Origin of the sequence: Rathayibacter sp. VKM Ac-2762, assembly GCF_009866585.1 — a bacterium.
Taxonomy (GTDB): Bacteria; Actinomycetota; Actinomycetes; order Actinomycetales; family Microbacteriaceae; genus Rathayibacter.
Window position 1 is genome coordinate 758462 of sequence record NZ_CP047419.1, and the last position, 15875, is coordinate 774336.

Consider the following 15875-nt stretch of genomic DNA (forward strand, 5'->3'; position numbering starts at 1 on the left):
CTTCTCTGTTCCGTGTGGGTGGGTGCCGGGCTCACCCCGGCCGACGATCGCCGGCCGGGGTGTCCGCCACGAGGACGGGGTGCGCGGGCGACGACTACTCGGACGCCTTGACGATGAAGCGGACCGCGTCGCCGACCGTCTTGAGGTTCTTGACCTCGTCGTCGGGGATCTTCACGTCGAACTTCTCCTCGGCGTTGACGACGATGGTCATCATCGAGATGGAGTCGATGTCGAGGTCGTCGGTGAACGACTTGTCCATCTCGACGGAGTCGGTGGCGATGCCCGTCTCGTCGTTGACAAGCTCGGCCAGGCCGGCGAGGACTTCTTCGTTGGACAGTGCCATGGTTCTCTCCTTGGGGGTTCTTCGGGTGTTCGTCAGTGACCGTAGGTCAGTTTAGGGGTGGGGTCGCGCCGGTCACGGGAGCACCACGACCTGCGCGCCGAACACCAGTCCGGCGCCGAAGCCGATCTGCAGCGCGAGTCCGCCGTGCAGCTCCGGGTGCTCCTCGAGCAGGCGGTGGGTGGCGAGCGGGATCGATGCGGCGGAGGTGTTGCCGGTGGTCTCGATGTCGCGGCCGATGGCGACGGTCTCGGGCAGCTTCAGCTGCTTCGCGAGCTCGTCGATGATGCGCATGTTCGCCTGGTGGGGGATGAACGCGGCGAGGTCCTCGGGCTGGACGCCCGCCTCCGCGAGCGCCTGCTTGGCGACCTTGGCCATCTCCCAGACCGCCCAGCGGAAGACCGACGGGCCGTCCTGGCGGAGGGTGGGCCACTCGGCGGTGCCGTCGCGGTAGGCCGCGAGCGGGTTGTCCATGCCGACGGTGTCCCACTTGGAGCCGTCGGATCCCCAGACGGTCTTCGAAATCCCGGCGGTGTCGCTGGGGCCGACGACCGCGGCGCCCGCGCCGTCGCCCAGGAGGAAGGAGATGCTGCGGTCGGTCGACTTGACCAGCTCGGACAGCTTCTCGGCTCCGACGACGAGCACGTACTCGGCCAGGCCGGAGCGGATGAAGGAGTCGGCCTGGGCGATGCCGTAGGTGTAGCCGGCGCAGGCTGCCGAGATGTCGTACGCCGGGGCGGGGTTCGCCCCGATGCGGTCCGCGAGGAGCGCAGCCAGCGACGGGGTCTGCACGGTGTTGCTGATCGTGGAGACGAGCACGACGCCGATCTGGTCCGGGCGGATGCCCGCCTTCTCGATCGCCTCGAGGGAGGCGGTGGTCGCGAGGTCGACCGCGTGGATGTCGGCGGAGGCCCGGCGGCGCTCGATGATGCCGGTGCGCTGGCGGATCCACTCGTCGGAGGAGTTGATCGGCTCGATCAGGTCGTCGTTCGGGACGACGAGGTCGCCGCGGGCCGCGCCGATGCCGAGGATCCGGGTGTACGCGCTGCCGCTGGACTGGGTGAGGGAAGGGGTGGTCATGGGGTCTCTCCTGCTAGGCGGCGTGCTCGTCGAGGAAGGCGCGGGCGGCGTCCACGTCGTCGGGGGTAGTGATGGCGATGCTCGGCACGCCCTTGAGGCCGCGCTTGGCGAGGCCGACCAGCGCGCCGGCGGGTGCCAGCTCGATGATCCCGGTGACGCCCGCGTCGGCGAAGGCCGCCATGCAGAGGTCCCAGCGGACGGGGGAGGCGACCTGGCCGACGAGCAGCTCGAGGAACGCGGCACCGGAGTCGACGACCGACCCGTCGCGGTTCGTCCAGAGCCGGAGCGTCGGGTCGGAGGGGGTCAGCCCGGCGGCGACGCCGGCGAGGGAGTCGCGGGCGGGCGCCATGTAGCGGGTGTGGAAGGCGCCGGCCACCTGCAGGGGGATCACGCGTGTCCCGCGGAGCGGCTCCGCCTTGAGGGCCTCGAGCGCGTCGACCGCGCCGGCGACGACGATCTGACCGCCGCCGTTGTAGTTGGCCGGCTCGAGGCCGAGCTCGTCGAGACGGGCGATCAGGGCCTGCTCGTCGCCGCCGAGGACCGCGCTCATCGCGGTCGGCTCGGCGGCGGCCGCAGCGGCCATGGCACGGGCGCGCTCGCGGACGAACACCAGCGCGTCGGCCTCGGTGAGGACCCCGGCTCCGGCAGCCGCGGTGATCTCGCCGACGGAGTGGCCGGCGATGCCCGCGATGCGCTCGCGCCGTCCGCCCTCGAGGAGGGCGGCGAGGCTCACGAGTCCCGCGGAGACGATCAGGGGCTGGGCGACCGCGGTGTCGCGGATGGTGTCCGCGTCCGAGACGGTGCCGTGCGCGGCGAGGTCGATGCCGACCGCCTCCGAGTGCGCGGCGACCTGCTCGGCCACGGAGGGGATCTCGAGCCAGGGGGCGAGGAATCCGGGGGTCTGGGAGCCCTGACCCGGGGCGACGACGACGATCACGGTATCCAGTCTTCCGATCTGCGCTCGCACGTGCGGCGCGTGGAGCCACTGACAAAGCACAAAGAGCTTGTCGCGGGTCTACAAGTGTTCAGGGGCGGGAGGGGTTCGGCGAGCAGACGGCCTCAGCGGCGGGACGGCTTCCGGCGGACGGCGCCGTCCGGGTCGCTCATGGAGCCGAGGATGAGGGCGGACTGGAGGATGAGCGCCTCGCGGGCGCCCGTCGCGTCCCAGCCGATCACCTCGGCGACCCGCTTGAGGCGGTAGCGCACCGTGTTCGGGTGCACGAACAGCTCGCGGGCGGTCGCCTCGAGGGAGCGGCCGTTGTCGAGGTAGGCCCACAGCGTGGTCAGCAGCTCGGTCGAGTGCTTCTGCAGGGGCCGGTAGATCTGCGTGATGAGGCTCTGGCGGGCGAGCGGGTCGCCGGCGAGGGCGCGCTCGGGAAGGAGGTCGTCGGCGTTGACCGGTCGCGGCGCGTTCCGCCAGGAGCGGGCGACCGCGAAGCCGGCGAGGGCCGCGCGGGCGCTGCGGGACGCCTCGACCAGGGTCGGCACCTCGTGGCCGAGGACGAGGTGGCCCGTTCCGAAGCCGGGCTCGAGCGCCTCCGCGATCTCGAGGAACGCGACCGGCGGGCCGGTCTCCTCCGTGGCGTTCTCGCTCGGCTCGGCGCGGCCGATGACCAGGACGAGCCGGCTGCCCTGCACGCCGATCAGCACGTCGGCGTCCATGTGCCGCGCCGTGCGGCGCAGCTGGTCGACGTCGAGCATCTTGGGGGCGGTGCCCACCAAAACGGCGACCTCGCCGTGGCCGTGCCAGCCGAGGGCGGCGATCCGGCTGGGCAGCTCGTCGTCGGCCTCGCCCGTGAGGATCGAGTCGACGACCAGCGCCTCCAGGCGCGCGTCCCAGAGGCCTCGGGCCTCGGCGGCGCGCGCGTAGACGTCGGCCGCGGCGAAGGCGATCTCGCGCGAGTAGAGGAGGATCGCCTCGCGGAGGTCCTCCCCGCCGTTCTTGATCCGGTCCTCGACGACCTCGACCGTCACCTTGATCAGCTGCAGCGTCTGCGTCAGCGAGACGGAGCGCAGCAGCTCGCGGGGAGCGGCTCCGAACACGTCCGCCGCGATCCACGGCGTGGCCGACGGGTCGTCGAACCACGAGATGAACGAGGTGATGCCGGCCTGGGCGACGAGGCCGACCGCCGAGCGCCGACCGGGGGGCATGCTGCCGTACCAGGGCAGCGTGTCCTCGAGGCGCTTGATCGTCTGCGTCGAGAGCTCACCGGCGAGGGTGCGCAGCCAGGCGAGGGTCTGCTCCTTCGTGCGGGGAGCGCCCGGCCGGGTGGCCGGACGCTCCGCCGCAGGAGCAGGACCCCGCGCACTCGACGGTGCGGGTTCCTGCGAGAGCACGGACTCGTCCGTCAGCTCTCGCCGCCCGCGTTGCCGGTGGTGCCGGCGTTGACGTCGAGGAGGCGGTACTTCTCGATCGCCTGGACGGCGAGCGAGGGGTCGACCTCGCCGCGCTTGGCGAGCAGCTGCAGCGTCCGCACGACGACCGAGGGGCCGTCGATCTGGAAGTAGCGCCGCGCCGCCGCACGGGTGTCCGAGAACCCGAAGTCGTCCGCGCCGAGCGTCGCGAAGTCGCCCGGGATGAACTGGCGCAGCTGGTCGGGGACCTGGTGCGAGAAGTCCGAGACGGCGACGAAGGGGCCCTTCGCGTCGGCCAGCTTCTGCGTCACGTACGGCACCTGCTCGGCGTCCTCGGGGTGGAGGAAGTTGTGCTGCTCGGCCTTGATGCCGTCGCGGCGCAGCTCGTTCCACGAGGTGACCGACCAGACGTCCGCCGAGACGCCCCAGTCCTCGGCGAGGAGCTTCTGCGCCTCGATCGCCCACGGCACCGCGACGCCCGAGGCGAGGAGCTGGGCCTTCGGCCCGTCCCACTGACCCCAGGAGATGCGGTGGATGCCGCGGACGATGCCCTCGACGTCGACGTCCTCCGGCTCCTTCGGCTGCACGATCGGCTCGTTGTAGACCGTGATGTAGTACATGACGTTCGGGTCGGTGTGCTTCCCGCCGTACATGCGCTCGAGACCGGACTGCACGATGTGCGCGATCTCGTACCCGTAGGCCGGGTCGTAGCTCACGACGGCGGGGTTGGTCGCCGCGAGGATCGGGGAGTGCCCGTCCGCGTGCTGGAGGCCCTCGCCGGTCAGCGTGGTGCGTCCCGCGGTGGCGCCGATCATGAAGCCGCGCGACATCATGTCGCCGGCCGCCCAGATCGCGTCGCCCGTGCGCTGGAACCCGAACATCGAGTAGAAGACGTAGACCGGGATGAGCGGCTCGCCCTGCGTCGAGTACGAGGTGCCGATCGCGGTGAACGCCGCGAGGGCGCCCGCCTCGTTGATGCCGACGTGGAGGATCTGGCCCTGCGGGCTCTCCTTGTAGGCCAGGAGGAGCTCGCGGTCGACCGACGTGTAGTGCTGGCCGCGCGGGTTGTAGATCTTCGCGTTCGGGAAGAACGCGTCCATGCCGAAGGTGCGCGCCTCGTCCGGGATGATCGGGACGACGCGGTTGCCGAAGTCCTTCGAGCGGAGGATGTCCTTCAGGATGCGGACGAACGCCATGGTGGTGGCGATCTCCTGCGTCCCGGAGCCCTTCTTGCCGACCGCGTACGCCGAGTCCTCGGGGAGGTTCAGCTGCGTGTACTTCGAGCGGCGCTCGGGGAGGTAGCCGCCGAGCGCGCGGCGGCGCTCCTGCAGGTACTCGATCGCCTCGTCGTTCTGACCGGGGTGGTAGTACGGCGGGAGGTAGGGGTTCTCCTCGAGCTGCGCGTCCGTGATCGGGATGCGCATGGTGTCGCGGAACGACTTGAGGTTGTCCAGCGTCATCTTCTTCATCTGGTGGGTCGCGTTGCGGCCCTCGAAGCTGCGGCCGAGACCGTAGCCCTTGATGGTGTGGGCGAGGATGACGGTGGGCTGGCCCTTGTGCTCCGTCGCGGCCTTCATGGCCGCGTAGATCTTGCGGTAGTCGTGGCCGCCGCGGCGCAGGCCCCAGATCTGCTCGTCGGAGTAGCCCTCGACGAGCTTCTTGGCGCGCGGGTCGCGGCCGAAGAAGTTCTCGCGGACGTAGGCGCCGTCCTCCGTCTTGTAGGTCTGGAAGTCGCCGTCGGGCGTCTTGTTCATCAGGTCGAGCAGCGCGCCCTCGGTGTCGCGGGCGAGCAGGTCGTCCCACTCGCGGCCCCAGATGAGCTTGATGACGTTCCAGCCCGCGCCGCGGAAGTACGACTCGAGCTCCTGCACGATCTTGCCGTTGCCGCGGACGGGTCCATCGAGGCGCTGGAGGTTGCAGTTGACGATGAAGTTCAGGTTGTCGAGGCCGTCGTTCGCGGCGACCTGGAGCTGACCGCGCGACTCGACCTCGTCCATCTCGCCGTCGCCGAGGAACGCCCAGACCTGCTGGTCGGAGGCGTCCTTGATGCCGCGGTTGGTGAGGTACTTGTTCGCCTGCGCCTGGTAGATCGCGTTGATCGGGCCGAGGCCCATCGAGACGGTCGGGAACTGCCAGAACTCCGGCATGAGCCGCGGGTGCGGGTAGCTGGAGAGCCCGCCGCCCCGGTGCGACTTCTCCTGGCGGAAGCCGTCGAGCTGGTGCTCGCTCAGGCGTCCCTCGAGGAAGGCGCGCGCGTACGGGCCGGGGGAGGCGTGGCCCTGGATGAAGACCTGGTCGCCGCCGCCCGGGTGGTCCTGACCGCGGAAGAAGTGGTTGAAGCCGACCTCGTACAGCGAGGCGCTCGACGCGTACGTCGAGATGTGGCCGCCGACCCCGATGCCGGGACGCTGCGCGCGGTGCACGAGGATGGCCGCGTTCCAGCGGATCCACGCGCGGTAGCGGCGCTCGACGTCCTCGTCGCCCGGGAAGTCGGGCTCGTTCTCGGGCGCGATGGTGTTGATGTAGTCCGTGGTGGGCACCATCGGCACGCCGAGGTGGAGCTCCTTGGAGCGCTTGAGGAGGCTGAGCATGACGTCGCGCCCGCGACCCCGGCCCCGCTCCTCGACGAGCGCATCGAGCGACTCGTTCCACTCCGACGTTTCCTCGGGGTCCGAGTCCACGTGACCGACGGAATACGGGTCCTGATCGTTAACAGTCACCCTCGACCTCTCTCTGGGGGCAGATCGTGCCCGAGACATCACTCTCATGAAGCGGTGCGGATCCGCGGATCCGGGGCTCGGATGACGAGCCGCGCGCGGGCACCTCCGTCAGCCTAGCGATTCCCGTGCCCCGAACCTGGAATCGCACTGTGGTGATCCACGAGGAATGAGCGCCGACGACTGTAGGAGAGCGCCAGACGGGACGCGTCGACCGGCCCGTGATCGGGGGAGACGGGCCGTTCCTTGGAGTCTGCGCGGAGCGGGTCTAGCATTGCCCCTCGTGCTCGCGCGACTCTCGTGCGCACGGAAGGACATCGGACCGATGGCTCTCGAGAAGCTGACCCTGGCTCCCGACTTCGAACTCGCGAACCAGTACGGCGAGCGCATCCAGCTGGGCGACTTCCACGGGCGGCGCAACGTCGCCCTGGTGTTCTTCCCCCTCGCCTTCTCCGGCACCTGCACGGGCGAGTTCTGCGCGCTGCGCGAGAACCTCTCCCTCTTCGAGCACGCCGACGTGGAGCTGATCGGCATCTCGGTCGACTCCAAGCACACGCTGCGCGCCTGGGGCGAGAAGCAGGGCTACGACTTCACGCTCCTCTCCGACTTCTGGCCGCACGGCGACGTCGCCAAGCAGTACGGCGTGTTCACCGAGGCGAAGGGCTACGCGACCCGCGCGACCTTCCTGATCGACAAGGCCGGCGTCATCCGGGACACGTTCATGACCGCCCCGGGCGAGGCGCGCTCGATCGACGCCTACCGCGCCGCGATCGACGCGCTCGCCCCCGCGCACGTCTGACCCTCCGGAGGCGGACCGCCCCGGTCGTCAGCTGAGGATGTTGACGGCCCGCGAGATCACGAGGGCCAGCAGGACGAATCCGGTGAACGCCTCGGCGATCATCAGGAGCTTCATCCGGCTCGACAGCGGCATCGTGTCGGTCGGGCTGAACGCCATGGTGTTCGTCGTCGAGACCGAGAGGTAGTCGACGAAGCCGGGCCGCCAGTCGGCGCGCTCGGAGGAGGTCGCGGCGACCTCGGGCGCGGTGTCGCGGTAGGTGTCCTGCGGGAAGGCGAAGTCGGCCGCCGGCAGCTCGGTGCGGGGAAGCGTTCCGCGGGCGACCGGACCGCCGCGGTCGAGCTCCCAGAACAGCAGCGCGTACGCGACGACGTTGGTGACCCAGACCTGGAGCGCGGTGAGCAGCAGCGGCGGGCCGTCGGCCGTCCCGTCGACGAGGTCGATCACCACGGCGACCACGTTCACCTGGTTCGCCACGGCGAGCACGACCGCCAGGGCGATGGAGACCCCGCGCGACCAGCGCGTCTCGCTGTCGAGCCGGTGCGGGTTGACGACGAACAGCGGCACGAGCAGCGCGAGCGTGATGCCGGCGGCGACGAGGCGGACCACCGAGGTGTCCGCGCTGTGGCCGGCCACGTTCAGGGCGACGGCCACCAGGATCGCGGCGGAGGCGGGCCAGCGGCTCTCGGCGCGCCGCCTCGCCCGGGAGTCGCTGTCGGCGGTCATGTGCCGAGGCTAGTGCCCGCAGGGGGCCGCTCCGCCTGCCGTAGGATCGAGTCGATCGTCCGCGGGTGCTCCCGCGACGGGGGCCTTTAGCTCAGTTGGTAGAGCGCCACGTTTACACCGTGGATGTCATCGGTTCGAGCCCGGTAGGGCCCACCACCTCCGGGCGATCGGACACTGCGCGTCAGCGGGACTGGCGGCGCTTGTAGGGCTTCGGCTGCCCCTTGACGATCGGCGCGCGCCCGGTCCCCTTGGAGGCCTTGGCCTTGCCTCCCGACTTCGGGGCCGCCTCCGGCTCGTCGCCGAGCGCGGCGAGCTCCTCGCGGGCCGAGGCGAGGCGCTGCCGCCCGGCCGCGGTGAGGGTCGTGGCGGCGGCACCGGGCTCGAAGAGCGGCTTGCCGAGGTCGAGCTCGACGGCGGCGACGGAGGAGTCGAGCTTCTGCCGCGAGATGCCGAGGCGCTCGGCGGCGCGCACGAAGTGCAGCTCCTCGGCGACCGCCACGAAGTGGCGCAGCTGGCTGATCTTCATCCCGAACCCTTCACGGCCGCTCCCTGCGGCACGACCACGGTACGCGGTCCGGGAGGGGGCGCCGACCGCCGGGAGCGCCACCAGGAGCAGCGGCGACCCGTCGATCCGCGCCAGAGGACCCGGCGGACATTGCCGGACGGAGGCGGGAGGCCTACGGTCGCGCCCGTGGGCGGTCCCGAAGCCGGCCACGGAGAGAGGCCGACGTGGGCGCGCTCATCTACAGCTCGATCGCGTCGCTCGACGGCTACGTGAACGACGCGGACGGCGGATTCGCCTGGGCGGAGCCGCGACCCGCCGTGCACCGCTTCATCACGGAGCGCGAGGGGCGGGTGCGCACGTACCTGTACGGGCGGCGCATGTACGAGGTCATGCGCGCGTGGGAGCAGACCTGGGCCCTCGCGGAGGAGTTCGCGTTCATCCGGGACTTCCAGGAGATGTGGCGGGCGGCCGACAAGGTCGTGTACTCGACGACACTGGAGTCGGCCGAGACCCGCCGTACCCGCGTCGAGGGCGGGTTCGACCCGGTCGTCGTCGCCGCGCAGGTCAGCGCCGCCGACCACGACGTCTCGATCGGCGGGCCGACCCTCGCCCGGCACGCGCTGCTCGCCGGGATCGTCGACGAGGTGCAGGTCTACACGGTGCCGGTGGCGGTGGGCGGCGGGACCCACTTCCTCCCGTGCGGGTTCCACGCGCGCCTCGACCTGCGCGAGGAGCACCGCTTCGCCGACGGCACGGTCTTCACGCGCTACAGCGTGCGGCGCTGAGACCGGCTACTCGGCGCCGACCAGCGCGGCGATCCGCGAGGCGAGCCGGGCGCCCTGAGCACGTCCGGCGCGGGCGGAGGCGGCGCGGACGGCCGGGTCGAGCGAGTTCGGGCCGAAGGCGCGCACCGACTCCTCGTCGGCGTAGAGCACCTCGACCCGCGAGTCCGCGAGGGCGTCGAGCTCGCCGGTCGGGATCAGGCCCGCGCCGGGCGTGCCGACTCCCGGCAGCGGAGTGACGATCAGGACCCAGTCGGCTCCCGCGGCGAGGTCGGCGTTGCTGCCGGAGCGCACGCCGCCGTCCATGTAGCGGACGCCGTCGATGCTGACGGGAGGCCAGACCCCGGGGACGGCGCAGCTGGCGGAGATCGCGTCGACGAGGCCGACACCGCTCTCGCGGTCGAACACGCGCAGCTCACCGGTGGCCGTGTCGACCGCGGTGATGAGCAGACGCTGCTCGGGCCAGTCGGCGTCGCCCACGCGGGCCGAGATGACGGCCCGGCGCGTGTCCTCGGGGAGCGTCTCGGCCTCGAGCGCGAGGGTGCCGATGCGGCGCCGCGCGTCCTGGGGCGAGGTCGCGCCCTCGACGGCCGCGGCGAAGAGGGCCTGGAGGCGCTCACCGTCGACGTCCGCTCCGATCTCGGCGGACTCTTCCTGGAGCTGGGCCTCGTACGACTCGTCGAGGCCGGTGCCGGTGCTCAGCTGCGCGGCGACCGCGGAGCCCGCGGAGGTGCCGATGAAGGTCGTCGACGGATCGAGCAGGAGGCGGGCCGCCTCGGGGGAGGCGTCGGCGAGGCCGCGGAGGACGCCGAGCTCCCAGGCGATTCCGGCGAGGCCGCCGCCGGCGAGGACGAGTGCACCAGGCATGGGGGAGGTCCTTTCGATCAGGATCAGGAGGGGGCGGGCGCTGCGGAGCGCCGCAGCACCAACGCTGTCACATCGTCGTGCGCGTCGTCTGCGAGAGCATGCAGACGCTCGAAGAGAGCGGGGTCGTCGTTGCTCCGCACCAGCTCGGCGAGACGGTCGAGCGCGTCGAGGCGCCCGCCGAAGACGTCGAGCAGGCCGTCGCTGCAGGAGAAGAGCGCGTCGCCGGGGGCGAGCACGCGCTGCTCCTCCTCCCAGGAGACGTCGGCGGCGATGCCGAGCGGGACGCCGGTGGAGGCGAGCCGCTCCGTGGTGCCGTCGGCGCGCAGCAGGAGGGTGAGGCCGTGGCCGCTGTCCACGAACGCGACGGCACCGCTCGCGAGGTCGACCCGGGCGATCAGCGCGGTCGCGAACATCCCGGTCGCGGTCAGGTCGGGCAGGAGCTGGCGGTTGACGGCCTCGACGGCTGCCGCGGGAGGGAGCTCCGGCCGCGCCTGGAACGCGGAGCGGATCGCGGAGGCGACGATCGCCGCCGAGACCCCCTTGCCCATCACGTCGACCAGCTCGAGGGAGAGGTCGTCCCCGCTGCGGCGCCACGCCGTGTAGTCGCCGGCGACGTCGTGCAGCGGCGTGGTCAGCGAGTCGAGGCTCCACTCGCCGAGGTCGAGGCGCTGGGGCCGGAGCCGCTCCTGCGTCTCGCTCGCGCGTCCGGAGAAGGCGATCTCGCGCAGCTCCCGCTCGGCCCACCGGCCGAGGTCCTCGAGGATCTCGCGCTCCTCCTCCGAGAAGCCGCGCACCTCGCTGTCGATGATGCAGATCGTGCCGACGCGGAGGCCGTCCCCCACGACGAGCGGGCGGCCCGCGTAGAAGCGCACGTGAGGGGATCCGGTGACGACTCCGCGGTCGGCGAACCGCGGATCGGCGGTGGCGTCCTCGACGACGAGGATGTCGCCCTGCTGGACCGTGACGTCGCACATCGAGTCGGCGCGCAGCATCCTGCTCGCCCGCGCCGAGCGCTGGGGCGACTTCGTGAACTGCGTCGACTCCTCGAGGATGTTGATCTCGGCGAGGGGGACGCGCAGGAGCCGGCGGGCGACGCGGGTGATCCTGTCGAAGCGCTCCTGGGGGGTGCTCAGGCCGATCCCGAGCTCGGCGATCGCGGCGAGGCGGGCGCGCTCGGAGGGCTCGCTCACGTGCGGGTCCGGGCCAGGGCCCAGAGGTTCTGCCCGTCGACACGGCGGTAGGAGAACTCGGTGACGAGGGCGTGGATGAACGGGATGCCGCGCCCGGCCTCGTCCCACTCGTCCGGCATGTCGCGGGGGTCGGCGACCTCGGCGGGCGCCTCCTCGGCGGAGTCGTTGAGCGAGGCGCGCAGCTCGGTCGCGTCGACGCGGATCTCGACCAGGCAGATGATGTGCCGGTACGACCGGGCGTGCTGGACGATGTTCGAGGTCAGCTCGACCAGCGCGGTCTCGAACGACATCCGGTCGACCGGCGCGACGCCCGGCTCCTCGAGCCACAGCTCCTCGAGCGCCTCGTGGACGGCGGTGACGCCGTCCTCGGGCGGCGTGCGCACGACGAAGGAGCGCTCAGGCACGGTAGGCCTCCTCGACGGTCTCGGCGCTCCCGAGCAGGCGGTCGAGGTTGGACAGGCCGAGCACCATGGCGGGCTGCTCGCCGGCGGCGGCCACGCGCAGCTCGCCGCCCGCCTTCCGCGCCTCCTTGAGTCCGGCGACGAGGACGCCGAGCCCGGACGAGTCGAGGAACTCGACGGCCGCCAGGTCGACGACCACGCGGACCTCTCCCGCCTCGAGCGCGCGCTGGAGGACCGCTTCGAGCTCCCACGCCGTGGACAGGTCGAGCCTGCCGACGGGGCGGATCACCACGATGTCGGGCTCGATCCGCTCGGTGCTGATCCTCGAGCTGGGCTCCATGGTGTCCTCCTGACGGGACGGCACGCGGTTCCGCAGGGCTCGGAGACGTGGTGAGGACGCGGTCGGGCGCGCGACCGAGGGGCTCCGGATCCGATGCGGGGGTGAATCGGGGAGTTCGTCCGCCTCCGACCGTACAAGGGAACGGGGCGCCCCGTGGGAGGCGTGACCGCATCCGCGCTGCGACAGGCGGTGGGCGGCCCCGGGGAGGAGGCCCCGCTCAGCCCCTCGCGGCGGCGAGAGCGTCGGCGGCGAGCCGCACGGAGGCGTCCCGGCCGGTCAGCCAGAGCGGCACGGAGTGGGCGCGGAGGCCCGCCGACTCGAGCGCCGGGACCGCGTCCGCGTCCTCCTCGCCGACGAGCCAGGCGTCGAGGAGGCCGCCCCCGCTCCGGGCTCCGTAGTGCCGGCCGACGGCCTCGGCGGAGGTCTCGACGCCGATCGCTCTGAGGCAGGCGTCGGCCATGCCGCGCACCACCGCGCCTCCGATGACGGGGGAGACGCCCACGACGGGTGCGGAGGTCCGGCGGAGGGCGTCCGCGATCCCGGGCACTCCGAGGATCGTGCCGATCGAGACGACGGGATTGGAGGGGGCGACGAGCACCGCGTCGGTGTCGGCGATCGCCTCCAGCACGCCCGGGGCGGGGCGGGCGCTCTCCACCCCCTGCTGGACGAAGCGGCGCGCGGGCGCTGACGCCCGAAGCCGCACCCACCACTCCTCGAAGTGGAGGAGCCGCACGCCCTCGCCGGGAAGGTCGACCTCGACGTGGGTCTCGACGTCCTGGTCCGACATCGGCAGCAGGCGGACCCCCAGCGGCCAGCGGGCGGTGATCCGGGCGGTCGCCTCCGAGAGGGTGAGGCCGTCGCGCAGCATCGAGCTGCGGGCGATGTGGGTGCCGAGGTCGAGGTCGCCCAGGGTGAACCACGGCCAGCCGACGCCGAAGGCGGTGAGCTCGGCCGAGACCCGCTCGCTCTCGCCGGCCCGCCCCCAGCCGCGCTCCGTGTCGTTCACTCCGCCGAGCGCGTAGGTGATCGAGTCGAGGTCGGGGCAGACCTTGAGGCCGGTGAGCCACATGTCGTCGCCGGTGTTGACGACGACGGTGATCTCGCTCGCCTCGCCGCCGGCGGCCTCGAGATCGCGGAGGTGCTCGCGGACCGCCGAGGTGAAGCGGGCGCCGCCGACGCCTCCGGCCAGGATCGTGATGCGCATCCGCCCACGCTAGCGGCACCGACGGATTCCTCCCCCGGCGAGCCTTAATGCTGCGGATCCGCGCCGGAAACACCGGGGAAACGTCGAACCCCGACGATGAAGCCCTGTCCCCGGAGCCGGACGGTCCGTCATTGCCTTCGGGCCCGGCGGGGACCACAGTGGGTCCACGTCCCCGGCTCCGCACCGCCCGGCGGAGCACACCGGAGCCGGACAGGGACGCCCGAGCATGGAGGTACCGATGACCATCGTCCGCGCAGCGATCACCCAGACGACCTGGACCGGCGACAAGGAGTCGATGCTCGACAAGCACGAGCGGATGGCCCGGGACGCCGCAGCCGACGGCGCGCAGATCGTCTGCTTCCAGGAGCTGTTCTACGGCCCGTACTTCGGCATCACCCAGGACAAGAAGTACTACCGCTACGCCGAGCCCGCCGACGGGCCGATCGTGCAGCGCTTCGCGGCCCTCGCGAAGGAGCTGGGCGTGGTGATGATCCTCCCGATCTACGAGGAGGAGCAGACCGGCGTCTACTACAACACCGCGGTCGTGGTCGACGCCGACGGGACGATCCTCGGCAAGTACCGCAAGCACCACATCCCGCACCTGGACCGCTTCTGGGAGAAGTTCTACTTCCGGCCCGGGAACCTCGGCTACCCGGTCTTCGACACCGCCGTCGGCAAGGTCGGCGTCCACATCTGCTACGACCGCCACTTCCCGGAGGGCTGGCGGGAGCTGGGCCTGAACGGCGCCCACCTCGTCTTCAACCCCAACGCCACCAAGCCCGGCCTGTCGAACCGCCTCTGGGAGGTCGAGGGCCCGGCGGCCGCGGTGGCGAACGGCTACTTCGTGCTGCAGCCCAACCGCGTCGGCCGGGAGGACAACGAGTACGGCGACCTCGCGGTCGACTTCTACGGCACCAGCCAGATCATCGATCCGCGCGGGGAGTTCGTCGGCGAGCGGGGCTCGGGCGAGGCCGAGGAGATCCTGATCCGCGACCTCGAGATGGACATGGTGCAGGAGATGCGCGACGACTGGCAGTTCTACCGGGACCGCCGGCCGGAGTCGTACACCAGCATCCCGAAGCCGTGACCGCAGACCGAGACGGGGAAGACCGATGAAGACCCTCATCACCGGCGGGACGGTCGTCAACGCGACCGGCACCGGAGCCGCAGACGTCCTGATCGACGGCGAGACCATCGCCGCCGTCCTCGCCCCCGGCTCCACGCTGCTGGGCTTCGACCTGGCTGCCCACGTCGACCGGGTGATCGACGCGCGCGGCAAGTACGTGATCCCGGGCGGGATCGACGCGCACACGCACATGGAGATGCCGTTCGGCGGCACCTCCGCCTCGGACACCTTCGAGACCGGCACGCGCGCCGCGGCCTGGGGCGGCACGACGTCGATCGTCGACTTCGTGGTGCAGTACCCGGGCGAGAGCGTCGTCGACCGGTTCCAGGCGTGGCAGGAGAAGGCGGCCGGCAACTGCGCGATCGACTACGGCTTCCACCAGATCCTCTCGGACGTGCAGGACTCCTCGCTCGTCGCGATGGACGAGCTGATGCGCGAGGGGGTAACCAGCTTCAAGCTGTTCATGGCCTACAAGGGCGTGTTCCTCTCGGACGACGGGCAGATCCTCCGGGCGTTCCAGAAGGGCGCGGAGAACGGCGCGATGATGATGATGCACGCCGAGAACGGCGCCCTCATCGACGAACTGGTGAAGCAGACCCTCGCCGCCGGGAACACCGCGCCGTACTTCCACGGCACCTCTCGACCCTGGCAGGCGGAGGAGGAGGCGACGCACCGGGCGATCATGATCGCCGACCTCACCGGCGCGCCGCTGTACGTGGTGCACGTCTCCGCGAAGCAGGCGGTGGAGCAGATCGCGCAGGCCCGCGACCGCGGCATGAACGTCTTCGGGGAGACCTGCCCGCAGTACCTCTACCTCTCGCTCGAGGAGCAGCTCGGCGCGCCGGGCTTCGAGGGCGCGAAGTGGGTGTGCTCCACGCCGCTGCGCTCGAAGGCGGAGGGGCATCAGCACCACATGTGGCAGTCGCTCCGCACCAACGACATCCAGATGGTCTCGACCGATCACTGCCCCTTCTGCATGAAGGGCCAGAAGGACATGGGGATCGGCGACTTCTCGAAGATCCCCAACGGCATCGGCTCGGTGGAGCACCGGATGGACCTGATGTACCAGGGCGTGGTGTCGGGGCAGATCTCCCTGCCGCGCTGGGTCGAGCTCACCTCGACCACCCCGGCGCGGATGTTCGGGATGTACGGGAGGAAGGGCGTCATCCAGCCCGGGGCCGACGGCGACGTCGTCGTCTACGACCCGAGCGGGCACACCTCGATCGGGATCGGCGAGGGCCGAAGCCACCACATGAACATGGACTACTCGGCCTGGGAGGGCTTCGAGATCGACGGCCACGTCGACACGGTGATCTCCCGCGGCAGGGTCGTCGTCGACGACGGCTCCTACGTCGGCACGAAGGGCGACGGGGCGTACATCCCGCGCGGTCTGAGCCAGTACCTGATCTGAGCCGGCACCCGATCCGAGCCAGCACCTGATCGAGC

The 15875-nt window shown here is 71.4% G+C and carries 16 protein-coding genes and 1 tRNA gene; 5 read left to right on the plus strand and 12 right to left on the minus strand.

The window, feature by feature from the left end:
* Positions 1–94 precede the first annotated feature (94 nt).
* The 5 genes from GTU71_RS03610 to aceE form a co-directional block, all read right to left on the minus strand.
* On the minus strand, positions 95–343 hold the full coding sequence (locus GTU71_RS03610; protein WP_104223463.1) for an acyl carrier protein: 249 nt from the start codon (positions 341–343) through the stop codon (positions 95–97).
* 72 nt (positions 344–415) lie between these two features.
* On the minus strand, positions 416–1420 hold the full coding sequence (locus GTU71_RS03615) for a beta-ketoacyl-ACP synthase III (protein WP_104223464.1): 1005 nt from the start codon (positions 1418–1420) through the stop codon (positions 416–418).
* 13 nt (positions 1421–1433) lie between these two features.
* Positions 1434–2357, minus strand: coding sequence for an ACP S-malonyltransferase (locus GTU71_RS03620; protein WP_104226672.1), 924 nt, complete (start codon positions 2355–2357; stop codon positions 1434–1436).
* A 122-nt stretch (positions 2358–2479) separates the two neighbouring features.
* Positions 2480–3646 carry a helix-turn-helix domain-containing protein gene (locus GTU71_RS03625; protein WP_181027189.1) on the minus strand — a complete coding sequence of 389 codons (1167 nt, stop codon included), beginning with the start codon at positions 3644–3646 and terminating at the stop codon, positions 2480–2482.
* Positions 3647–3768: 122 nt separating this feature from the next.
* The gene (gene aceE / locus GTU71_RS03630; protein WP_104247522.1) at positions 3769–6495 is read right to left on the minus strand and encodes a pyruvate dehydrogenase (acetyl-transferring), homodimeric type; all 2727 of its coding nucleotides are present in this window, start codon (positions 6493–6495) and stop codon (positions 3769–3771) included.
* 322 nt (positions 6496–6817) lie between these two features.
* Between aceE and GTU71_RS03635 the strand changes: the two genes are divergently transcribed.
* Positions 6818–7291: a peroxiredoxin gene (locus GTU71_RS03635; protein ID WP_104223507.1), complete on the plus strand. Its 474-nt coding sequence runs from the start codon at positions 6818–6820 to the stop codon at positions 7289–7291.
* A 27-nt stretch (positions 7292–7318) separates the two neighbouring features.
* Here GTU71_RS03635 and GTU71_RS03640 read toward each other — a convergent pair whose 3' ends face one another.
* Entirely contained in the window at positions 7319–8014 is a 696-nt protein-coding gene (locus tag GTU71_RS03640) for a hypothetical protein (protein WP_104226669.1), read from the minus strand.
* A gap of 80 nt (positions 8015–8094) precedes the next feature.
* Here GTU71_RS03640 and GTU71_RS03645 point away from each other — a divergent pair.
* Positions 8095–8170, plus strand: a tRNA-Val gene (locus GTU71_RS03645).
* Positions 8171–8195: 25 nt separating this feature from the next.
* Here GTU71_RS03645 and GTU71_RS03650 read toward each other — a convergent pair.
* A complete protein-coding gene (locus tag GTU71_RS03650) occupies positions 8196–8540 on the minus strand; it encodes a LysR family transcriptional regulator (RefSeq protein ID WP_104223469.1) in 345 nt (114 codons plus the stop codon).
* A 203-nt stretch (positions 8541–8743) separates the two neighbouring features.
* Between GTU71_RS03650 and GTU71_RS03655 the strand changes: the two genes are divergently transcribed.
* Entirely contained in the window at positions 8744–9304 is a 561-nt protein-coding gene (locus tag GTU71_RS03655; RefSeq protein WP_104226668.1) for a dihydrofolate reductase family protein, read from the plus strand.
* Positions 9305–9310: 6 nt separating this feature from the next.
* On the opposite strand, the gene GTU71_RS03660 is transcribed toward GTU71_RS03655, so the two are convergent.
* The 5 genes from GTU71_RS03660 to cofD all read right to left on the minus strand — a co-directional run bounded on the left by GTU71_RS03660 (position 9311) and on the right by cofD (position 13303).
* The gene (locus tag GTU71_RS03660; RefSeq protein WP_104238200.1) at positions 9311–10168 is read right to left on the minus strand and encodes a patatin-like phospholipase family protein; all 858 of its coding nucleotides are present in this window, start codon (positions 10166–10168) and stop codon (positions 9311–9313) included.
* Between the two features lie 23 nt (positions 10169–10191).
* Positions 10192–11358, minus strand: coding sequence for a GAF domain-containing SpoIIE family protein phosphatase (locus GTU71_RS03665; protein ID WP_159939324.1), 1167 nt, complete (start codon positions 11356–11358; stop codon positions 10192–10194).
* A complete protein-coding gene (locus tag GTU71_RS03670) occupies positions 11355–11762 on the minus strand; it encodes an ATP-binding protein (protein WP_104223473.1) in 408 nt (135 codons plus the stop codon). The genes GTU71_RS03665 and GTU71_RS03670 overlap by 4 nt, the downstream gene beginning before the upstream one ends.
* Complete coding sequence (locus tag GTU71_RS03675) at positions 11755–12099, minus strand: STAS domain-containing protein (RefSeq protein ID WP_104223474.1); 345 nt, start codon at positions 12097–12099, stop codon at positions 11755–11757. The genes GTU71_RS03670 and GTU71_RS03675 overlap by 8 nt, the downstream gene beginning before the upstream one ends.
* Positions 12100–12316: 217 nt before the next feature.
* Entirely contained in the window at positions 12317–13303 is a 987-nt protein-coding gene (gene cofD / locus GTU71_RS03680; RefSeq protein WP_159939325.1) for a 2-phospho-L-lactate transferase, read from the minus strand.
* A 238-nt stretch (positions 13304–13541) separates the two neighbouring features.
* Between cofD and GTU71_RS03685 the strand changes: the two genes are divergently transcribed.
* Positions 13542–14390 carry a nitrilase-related carbon-nitrogen hydrolase gene (locus GTU71_RS03685; protein WP_104238196.1) on the plus strand — a complete coding sequence of 283 codons (849 nt, stop codon included), beginning with the start codon at positions 13542–13544 and terminating at the stop codon, positions 14388–14390.
* 25 nt (positions 14391–14415) lie between these two features.
* Complete coding sequence (gene hydA / locus GTU71_RS03690; RefSeq protein WP_104223477.1) at positions 14416–15840, plus strand: dihydropyrimidinase; 1425 nt, start codon at positions 14416–14418, stop codon at positions 15838–15840.
* Positions 15841–15875: the final 35 nt, after the last annotated feature.

Bases quoted from the DNA above. Each gene is read 5' to 3' on its own strand.
- GTU71_RS03685 (WP_104238196.1), top strand. From the start codon at position 13,542: ATGACCATCGTCCGCGCAGCGATCACCCAGACGACCTGGACCGGCGAC.
- GTU71_RS03610 (WP_104223463.1), bottom strand. From the start codon at position 343: ATGGCACTGTCCAACGAAGAAGTCCTCGCCGGCCTGGCCGAGCTTGTC.
- GTU71_RS03650 (WP_104223469.1), bottom strand. From the start codon at position 8,540: ATGAAGATCAGCCAGCTGCGCCACTTCGTGGCGGTCGCCGAGGAGCTG.
- GTU71_RS03675 (WP_104223474.1), bottom strand. From the start codon at position 12,099: ATGGAGCCCAGCTCGAGGATCAGCACCGAGCGGATCGAGCCCGACATC.
- GTU71_RS03640 (WP_104226669.1), bottom strand. From the start codon at position 8,014: ATGACCGCCGACAGCGACTCCCGGGCGAGGCGGCGCGCCGAGAGCCGC.
- cofD (WP_159939325.1), bottom strand. From the start codon at position 13,303: ATGCGCATCACGATCCTGGCCGGAGGCGTCGGCGGCGCCCGCTTCACC.
- GTU71_RS03635 (WP_104223507.1), top strand. From the start codon at position 6,818: ATGGCTCTCGAGAAGCTGACCCTGGCTCCCGACTTCGAACTCGCGAAC.
- GTU71_RS03660 (WP_104238200.1), bottom strand. From the start codon at position 10,168: ATGCCTGGTGCACTCGTCCTCGCCGGCGGCGGCCTCGCCGGAATCGCC.
- GTU71_RS03615 (WP_104223464.1), bottom strand. From the start codon at position 1,420: ATGACCACCCCTTCCCTCACCCAGTCCAGCGGCAGCGCGTACACCCGG.
- hydA (WP_104223477.1), top strand. From the start codon at position 14,416: ATGAAGACCCTCATCACCGGCGGGACGGTCGTCAACGCGACCGGCACC.